Source organism: Levilactobacillus huananensis (assembly GCF_003946145.1).
Classification (GTDB): domain Bacteria; phylum Bacillota; class Bacilli; order Lactobacillales; family Lactobacillaceae; genus Levilactobacillus; species Levilactobacillus huananensis.
On record NZ_RHOC01000023.1, the window covers coordinates 1 to 8,032 of the forward strand.

The window sequence follows — 8,032 nt, forward strand, 5'->3', positions numbered from 1 at the left end:
TAGTTCTAGGCATAATAAAGTCCCCTCAAAGTTAACAGATGAATTATACTTTTTCATCTGTCAACCTTAAGGGGACTATAGCATTCCGAAGTGGACCTTTATTTGTTTGGAGGAGTTAGGGGATGACAGTTAGCTTAATGTAATGTAGTAGCTAGGCTTCCAATTAGACTGACTGAAGACACCGATGCCATCATTTTCATTCTGTGCGGCCACATAGGTACCGTTGCCGAGAGAAATACCGTCATGATAGGGTGCACTGTCGGATCCCCAGAAGAGGATAGCGCCATATGGGGCATTTGCCACGTCATAGTGATGCGTGCCCAGGTTGGTTTGCTGGTAAGTGGTTCGAGCACTCAGTCCAAAGGCATATTGAACCAGACCGGAGCAGTCAAAGCCGGACATTGAGGTTCCACCGTAAACGTAAGGAACGCCACTCTTGGCAATTGACAGAGCTTCGGCTACGCCACCACCCGAGGTACCAGTAGCGGTACTTGAAGTTTTACCGCTGGCTTGGTTAGCACTGGATGAGGTGGTTGCGGAACTGCTGGTTGTTTGACTAGATTGACTAGCCTGTGATGGGGTGTTGCTTGAACTATGGGCGTAGGTATTGTTTGATTGTGCCCGTGAAGTCTGAGTTGCACGAGATGAGCTGGCCTGTGTCGTGCTTGTTGGTGCCTGAGATTGTGTTGTTTGGGAACTAGCGGCCGATGAACTAGATTGGGTCGTTGTTGACTTAGTCGTTGATGTGGCAGAGCTAGCTTGGTTGGCGCCATTCGTTGTTGTACTAGTAGTACCTGTGCTGTTGTTGGCCTTATCCGTGTTTTGATTACTGGTTGGGATTTCTAATTTTTGATTGATGTAAATCAGATTGGCGTCGGCCAAACTGTTGGCCTTCACGATGTCTTTGATGGACACGTGATAGCTTTGAGAAAAGCCCCAGACCGTATCACCGGCCTGAACGTTGACGGTGTTAGCGGATGCTGTCTGCATCCCGCCTAGAAGTAGAGCGGCCGCACCGGCCGTTCCGAGTAAGAGTTTTGCTGTTGCTGATTTAATAATGATCACTCGCATTCCTTATGTAATTTGTTCGGTGAACTCCTGAACACAAGATTTAGTATAGGAGTTGGGGATTACATGACGTTGGCAGTGCGGTGACAAATGACAACGATTCGATGACTAACATGTCATTATTTACAGAATTTTAAGGCGGTTAATGGTGGTGTACCTCCAGTGATCCAAGCCTTGGGCAATTCCCGATTGATCACAGAATGAGACCACACTAAACCGGATAACCAGGAGGGGGATATCTAGCGGCTTATGTTTCATCCAAGGTAATCTTGTAAAAATTGTAGGCTTAACGATATTGGCGATAAATAATTTTAAAAAAGATGCGTTTAGGGCTTGCCTTGAAGTGTACATGAAGGTTTAATCTAGGGTCATTCAACTGGTGATTGAGACAAACAAAGGAGAATGATTGATGACAAAAAAGGTTATGATTTTAGCTGCCAATGGGCAGATTGCCCGGATCGTTGAACATCGGATTTTAACTGAGGACGCCTTTGCTGACGTCGACTTGACCCTATTCTTGCGAGGTGCGAGTCGATTAAGTCAGTTGCAAGACAATCCTCGTGTGACTTTAGTCGAGGGGGATATCACGGATCAGACCGCAGTTACGGCTGCCATGGCCGATCAGGATTTGGTCTTTGTTGCCGTGGTCGATCACGATCCACAAAACCGGTTAACGACGGCTGTGATGGCTGGTATGCAGGCCAATCATGTTGATCGGGTGATTTTTACCAATGTCTTGGGACTCTATAATGAAGTCAATGGCGAGTTCGGTCGTTGGAATCTTAGGATGATCGGAGCTGGTATGGTTCCTGCGCGGCAGTCTGATGAATTATTAGCGTCGTCTGGTCTGGACTACACGACGTTACGGCTACCGTGGCTGAATGACCGTGACATTCAGTACACAGTGACAACTAGAGACCAACCCTATGATGGTGTTTCTGGATCACGAGCTAGCGTGGCCGATGTGGTGTTAAGTATTATTGCCGATCCGAAGCGCTACAGTCATGATAGTATTGGGATGGCAGATCCCAATACTGAGGGGCAAGATCGACCGGTTTATTAATCTAAGGGAGTTAATCAACGATGAACATTAAAGAAGCTAGTGAAAAAACCGGGGTTTCTTCCGCGGCTATTCGGTACTACGAGAAGGAATCTTTGATTCCAGCGATTGATCGGACGCCGGTGGGTAACCGGGATATTGATGATCGAATTATCCGGCGGATTCGTTTTGTAACGCAAATGCGGGCCGCGGGAATGAGTATTGAAAACCTACGTCGTTATATTGAGCTCTTCGACGCGCAAGAGGACAATACCAAGGAACAGAAGGCATTGCTTCAGGAACAATTGGCTGTGATGGAAGAAAAGCGTGACGACCTCCAGGCTGCCATTGATCACCTGAATTACAAGCTGAAGCACTTCTATGACCATATGGAGGCCACAGAAGAAGAACTCCGCCAGTTGGAGAAGGAACACGCCAACAGGACTGCTCAGAAAGACGAAACACCTGAAGGTTTTTAACGGTTAATAGCCTTGAGTGGAGGGGAGTTATCATATGGATAGCTTCCCTTTTACGTTATGTTGTCTTCAAATTAACTGTTGGCGGTAAGGTAAAGCCCCAGATACTTAGCAAAGACAGCGTGCGCGAAATGGTTTTTTAAGACTCATGAGGCAATTTTTTATTTGTTTTCAATCTACGTTAATCCAATATGACGAGAGTAAAAGGCAAAGCAAAGGAGATCTTTTCATGGCAACAAGAGTATTAATCGTCGATTATTCATGGTCCGGAACGACCGCTAAGTTGGCGACGATGATTCAACGGGTGACCGGTGGGACGAAGGTCGATTTGACCGTCGCTGCGGGAACCTTCCCGAACGATATGTATGCCACTAACGACGTGGCTGGTGAGCAGTTAGCAAGTGGCAAACTGCCAGAATTAACTAATACACTCCCCGATCTGACGACGGTTGACGTCATTTTAGTTGGGGGTCCGGTTTGGTCGGCAAAGGTGGCGACACCAGTACGGACATTTCTGGGTCAGCTCCAAGGCTTCACTGGAACGGTGGCCCCATTTTACACGGATGCCGGGACGCCTGGTACCTACGAAAAGGACTTCGCGAGCCTGGTAACGTCGGCCACGGTGGCTCGTGGTGTGGGGATGACGGCTGATGATTTGGCCAGTGCTCAAGATCGCCTGTCCACTTGGTGGGAGAATTTCAAATAATCTCCTTGCCTTGAAGTGAACTTCAAGGGGTATATTCAGCTTGAGTTAAAAAATTGGAGGATAAATGTTATGAAAACAGCCGTTTTTGTTGAACCAGGTAAGATTGAAGTTCGAGATCTGCCCAAACCGGCGGTAAAGGCCCCCACTGATGCCGTCTTAAAGATCGTGTGAGCCTGTGTCTGTGGTTCCGACCTGTGGTGGTATCGGGGGATTAACCAGCGGCAAGGGAACACGCCGGTTGGTCACGAGGCCATTGGGATCGTCGAAAGCGTCGGGAGTGAGGTGACTCACGTGAAACCCGGGGACTTTGTGATTGCGCCATTTACCCACGGTTGTGGCCACTGTGCGGCTTGTTTGGCCGGCTTCGATGGGAATTGTGAGAATGCCCGGACCGATGACGAAATTGTCGGCTATCAAGGTGAATACTTGCGGTTTAAGAACGCTGACTGGGCCTTGGTGAAGGTTCCCGGTCTGCCGAGCGATTATACCGATGACCAACTCAATGACCTGTTAACGTTGGCTGACGTGATGGCTACTGGTTACCATGCCGCGGCTTCGGCCGAAGTTAAGACGGACGATACGGTGGTTGTGATGGGTGATGGTGCTGTGGGTCTATGTGGGGTAATCTCCGCTAAATTATGTGGTGCTAAGCGAATCATTGCTATGAGTCGCCACGCTGATCGTCAGGCCCTTGCCAAGGAATTTGGCGCGACCGATGTTGTGGCCGAACGGGGCGACGACGCCGTTAAACGGGTCTTTGAGTTAACCGATGGTGCCGGTGCGGATGCGGTGCTGGAATGTGTCGGTACGACTCAGTCCGTGGATACCGCCGTTAAAGTTGGCCGTCCCGGAGCCGTCGTAGGCCGCGTGGGTGTGCCTCAGAAGGCCGAGATGAATACCAATAGCCTATTCTGGAAGAACATTGGGTTACGCGGTGGGATTGCTTCTGTGACGACCCATGATCGTGAAATTCTGTTGGATGCCGTCCTGAAAGGCGGCATTCACCCTGGTAAGGTCTTCACGAAACGCTTTGACCTTGATCACGTAGCGGAAGCCTATGATGCCATGGATAAGCGAGAAGCCATTAAGTCGTTGCTGGTGATTAGTGAGTAACTAGTCTGTAATTCATTTGGCGTTTAAAACAGGTATACAAAAAAGACAGGACCATGTCCTGTCTTTTTTGTCGTCGTAAACTACTCAGCTGTTAACTTTAGTGTACAGGTTTCCGCGGGAAAGTAGTATTTGGTATGACAAAGAGGATAGTCAAGTTCCCGTGAGTAGATAGTTTCTTGAACCAGAATAAAGTTGTCACTGGTCGAAAGCTGGTAAGGCTTGGCGGATTCATTACCACTGCGGCTGAACTGAATCGTTCGTTTGGCATAATTTTGATTCTGATAGACTGTGTTTTCAAGATAATCCCGGAGTTCATCTTGGTTGTTGCCGTCGATGTTGGCTCGATCGAGTGTATCAACTGGAAGGGTACTGAAAGCGAAAGCCATGGCGGTATCGTGTTCTTTGTACCAGCGACTGATGAACATGACCATACCAGTTGGTCGTTTCAAAATATGATTGGTGTATTTCGTACTGGATTCAAGATGAGCATCGAGTTCAATATCAGTTGGAGATTGCGCTAGGCCGGCGTAAATCGGATTTCGGAGTTGGGTGATTGCCTGATTTAACGTGGAATTATCATAAAGGACAAAGTTCCCTTTCCCGGGAGCTCCCTGGATCATCTTGTCATCTTTTAACAAGCTCAAAGCCTGACGAAGCGTACTTCGAGAGATGTTGAGTTCATCAGCAAGAGCCTTTTCAGGCGGTAATTGACTTCCCTGTGGATATTGGCTATTCACGATTCTTTTGTAGATGGTGCTATATACCTGGACGTAGCGCAGGTTGGGGTTTGCGATGGTTCGCTTCATAGGCTATACACCTTTCATTTACTGTTGTCTGATTCATTATAAATCAAATCGATTTAGGAAGTCACTATTGACAATCTTTTTGAAAGCGTTTACTATACAGGTATGCAAAAAGCAAACATGTATAGTATTTTTAGGACTTTTAAATTTGGAGGTAATGGTAATGGCAAAACAAAAGATAATTTTTGATTGTGACATGGGAATTGATGACTCAATGGCATTGGGAACAATTTTGGGCAGTGATTGTTTTGATTTATTGGGTGTCGTGGGAACTTATGGCAATGTGTATACAGAGCAAGGGACCAAGAATGCCGCAAGTTTGTTAGAACTCACGGGACATTCTGAGGTTCCAGTATATAACGGGTTGGACCACGCTTTAACCAAGGACGACTTTACAGTTTTAGATGTTTCGGCAACGATCCACGGAAAGAACGGCTTTGGAAATGTTGCGTTGCCAGAAACCGAGAATAAAATTAGTAAAAATGGTGTTGAATTCCTGATTCAATCAATTAAGAAGTATGGGTCTGATTTGACAATTGTGACAAGCGGACCGCTTACCAATTTGGCGGAGGTTTTACGTCAAGACTCTAGTTTGGTGGAGAAAATGGGGCCCGTATTCTCAATGGGTGGTGCTTTGACGGTTCCTGGTAACGTTGGTGGTGCTGAAGCAAACATCTCACAAGATCCTCAGGCTGCTAAGGAGGTTTTTGCAAAGGTCAAGGACATTACAATGGTTGGTTTGGATGTCACTCAGCGTGTAATTTTACGGCGCGGTGATGTGGCCAAATGGCGTGAAGTTAATCCTGACCTAGGGAATAAATGGGCCGACGCCGTGGATTCTTATATGGATTTCGGAGATAAGTCCTGCCCCTGGGTCAAAGGAACATATGTTCATGATCCTTCTGCGGTTATCTGTGCAGTTCATCCGGAATGGTTCACGACACTGCCGTTGTACTTAAATGTTGTCACAGAAGGTGCAGAAGCTGGTCGTACTGTGGCTTACACTGAGAAGCTACAAATGACGGATCCTAACGTCAAGGTTTGTATTGCTGTTGAGGGCATTAAGGTTCGTGATTTCTTACAAAACGCAATGTGTGAAGTCTTAAAGTAACGAGGAGGTAATCAGTGTGGTTAGAGCGACAACGAGTCGAATAAAAGTCTTGATGTGGGGCTTGTTATTTATTTTTGTTTTATCGAACTTAATGGTTCAGGCCTTTGTCACCGTGACACCATTAATCACGGAAAGCTTCGCAATTTCAGCCAGTACAGCTAGTATTCAGGTTACGATTACCACAGTGACTTTGGGTGTGGCCAGCATGATCTATGATACCTTGACGGATTACATCTCAATTAAGAAATTAATGGTAGTGGGGATCTGCCTCCTAGCAATTGGGTCGGTTATCGGGTTTGCTTTTCAACATTACTATTGGGCAATTGTACTTGCTAGAGCCATTCAAACGGCCGGTCAGGCGGCTATGGGTGAATTGTTTGTAATTACTGTTTCCCGTTACTTATCGGAAGAAGAAAAATTACGGTATATGGCTATTTATACGGCAGCCTTTCAGTTGGCTTATGCCTTGGGCGTCCTGATGGGGAGCATCGTAACCGCTCATATTCCGTGGTATGTCTTGTTACTTTTGCCACTGATTTCACTGGTGTTATTACCGATTGCATGGCAGTTTTCACCGGAGGAAGAGGTACACAAGAAGGAACGGATTGATGTCTTTGGAATTACACTCTTTAGTTTAGTGATTGTCTTCTTGATTCTGTATCTGAATCAGATGCAAATACTTTTCCTAATTTCTTTTGGTGTCTTATTGGTAGCCTTTTTGTTATATATTCACTATCAACCCAAAGCATTTATTACGGGTCAATTTTTCAAGGAAAATAAGCGGTTCGCCACAGCCTGGGTCATGGTCGCACTCCTTGAATTTACACAATTTTCGTTTGCCTTTTTAGTATCTTTTGTGGTGACAGATGGCTTTAAAGCGTCATTGGCACATGTCTCTTCAGTTATGCTACCGGCGTACCTGGTGGCGATTGTCGCGGGACTCAGCGGTCCAGCAATTATTAAACTGATTGGTGAATTTAAAACGATGTTATTGGGAAGTGTGATGGCCATGGTGGGAACGTTAACGGCTGCCAGTCTGATTCAGTCGGGGTTATTCACACTGTCGATCGGGGCTATTCTCTTTATCTCAGGACTGAACATTCTCTTTACGCCGATGATGAATATGGTTATTGGTTCATTGAGGCCAGAATCGATTGGCCGTGGGATTGGTTTAAATGATTTGACTATTAATATCACAGGTTCAATTGGGTTAGCCATTGTGGGGTTGTTAATGAGCTCCAGTAGTTTCAAGAAGACAGCGATGATTACTAATACTACATTGGGTGTCTTCCAAAATATTTATTATTTGATGGCCGTGGCCTTGATGTTTGCGATTGTTGTTCTAATTTTAAACCGAAAGAAACTTTTTCCAGAAGAATAGGGTTAGCCAGTCGATATCACGGGTTAGACGTTGGTAGCGTAGTCCCAGCCAAACAACCTCCGAATGCCCTAGTCTACGCGCTTTATCGGCAATAACTAGTCTATTTTTACATGGCTAGCCATGCTATAATAGATGCGGGAAAGAGTGTGTATCAGAAGCTAGGTAGCTGGTGAGTCTTAGGCGGAGTCAGTTGTCTGCTGCGACACGTTTCAATGAGATGATTTCGGAGTAGGACTAAAAAGGACACCGCGTTAACTCTGCACTAGTACCTGTCAAGTTGACAGTTGAAATAATATAATTTTTAGTATTGCTTAGGCGGCTTCATCGCGGTATTC

General features: G+C 46.1%; 7 protein-coding genes and 1 pseudogene. 6 read left to right on the forward strand and 2 right to left on the reverse strand.

All coding sequences use genetic code 11. The annotated features are described in order from the left end of the window. Positions 1–129 precede the first annotated feature (129 nt). The gene (locus tag EKM71_RS10775; RefSeq protein ID WP_225418042.1) at positions 130–1,065 is read right to left on the reverse strand and encodes a C40 family peptidase; all 936 of its coding nucleotides are present in this window, start codon (positions 1,063–1,065) and stop codon (positions 130–132) included. Between the two features lie 412 nt (positions 1,066–1,477). On the opposite strand from EKM71_RS10775, the gene EKM71_RS10780 reads away from it, so the two are divergent. From EKM71_RS10780 to EKM71_RS10795, 4 genes and pseudogenes are all read left to right on the forward strand, one after another. Further along, positions 1,478–2,131: an NAD(P)H-binding protein gene (locus tag EKM71_RS10780; protein ID WP_125574581.1), complete on the forward strand. Its 654-nt coding sequence runs from the start codon at positions 1,478–1,480 to the stop codon at positions 2,129–2,131. A 20-nt stretch (positions 2,132–2,151) separates the two neighbouring features. Further along, positions 2,152–2,586 (forward strand): MerR family transcriptional regulator, encoded by a 435-nt coding sequence (locus tag EKM71_RS10785; RefSeq protein WP_125574582.1) that lies wholly within the window; start codon positions 2,152–2,154, stop codon positions 2,584–2,586. 226 nt (positions 2,587–2,812) lie between these two features. After that, complete coding sequence (locus tag EKM71_RS10790) at positions 2,813–3,289, forward strand: flavodoxin family protein (protein ID WP_125574583.1); 477 nt, start codon at positions 2,813–2,815, stop codon at positions 3,287–3,289. Between the two features lie 69 nt (positions 3,290–3,358). Beyond that, positions 3,359–4,402, forward strand: a pseudogene (locus EKM71_RS10795) (zinc-dependent alcohol dehydrogenase family protein). An 80-nt stretch (positions 4,403–4,482) separates the two neighbouring features. Here the strand turns inward: EKM71_RS10795 and EKM71_RS10800 are convergent. Next, positions 4,483–5,208: a GntR family transcriptional regulator gene (locus tag EKM71_RS10800; RefSeq protein WP_125574584.1), complete on the reverse strand. Its 726-nt coding sequence runs from the start codon at positions 5,206–5,208 to the stop codon at positions 4,483–4,485. Between the two features lie 160 nt (positions 5,209–5,368). Between EKM71_RS10800 and EKM71_RS10805 the strand changes: the two genes are divergently transcribed. Further along, the gene (locus EKM71_RS10805) at positions 5,369–6,316 is read left to right on the forward strand and encodes a nucleoside hydrolase (RefSeq protein ID WP_225418043.1); all 948 of its coding nucleotides are present in this window, start codon (positions 5,369–5,371) and stop codon (positions 6,314–6,316) included. A 16-nt stretch (positions 6,317–6,332) separates the two neighbouring features. After that, positions 6,333–7,697 carry an MFS transporter gene (locus EKM71_RS10810; protein WP_125574586.1) on the forward strand — a complete coding sequence of 455 codons (1,365 nt, stop codon included), beginning with the start codon at positions 6,333–6,335 and terminating at the stop codon, positions 7,695–7,697. The last annotated feature ends 335 nt before the right edge of the window (positions 7,698–8,032 follow it).

Coding starts and splice junctions, on each gene's coding strand:
- EKM71_RS10790 (WP_125574583.1), top strand. CDS start 2,813: ATGGCAACAAGAGTATTAATCGTCGATTATTCATGGTCCGGAACGACC.
- EKM71_RS10780 (WP_125574581.1), top strand. CDS start 1,478: ATGACAAAAAAGGTTATGATTTTAGCTGCCAATGGGCAGATTGCCCGG.
- EKM71_RS10805 (WP_225418043.1), top strand. CDS start 5,369: ATGGCAAAACAAAAGATAATTTTTGATTGTGACATGGGAATTGATGAC.
- EKM71_RS10785 (WP_125574582.1), top strand. CDS start 2,152: ATGAACATTAAAGAAGCTAGTGAAAAAACCGGGGTTTCTTCCGCGGCT.
- EKM71_RS10800 (WP_125574584.1), bottom strand. CDS start 5,208: ATGAAGCGAACCATCGCAAACCCCAACCTGCGCTACGTCCAGGTATAT.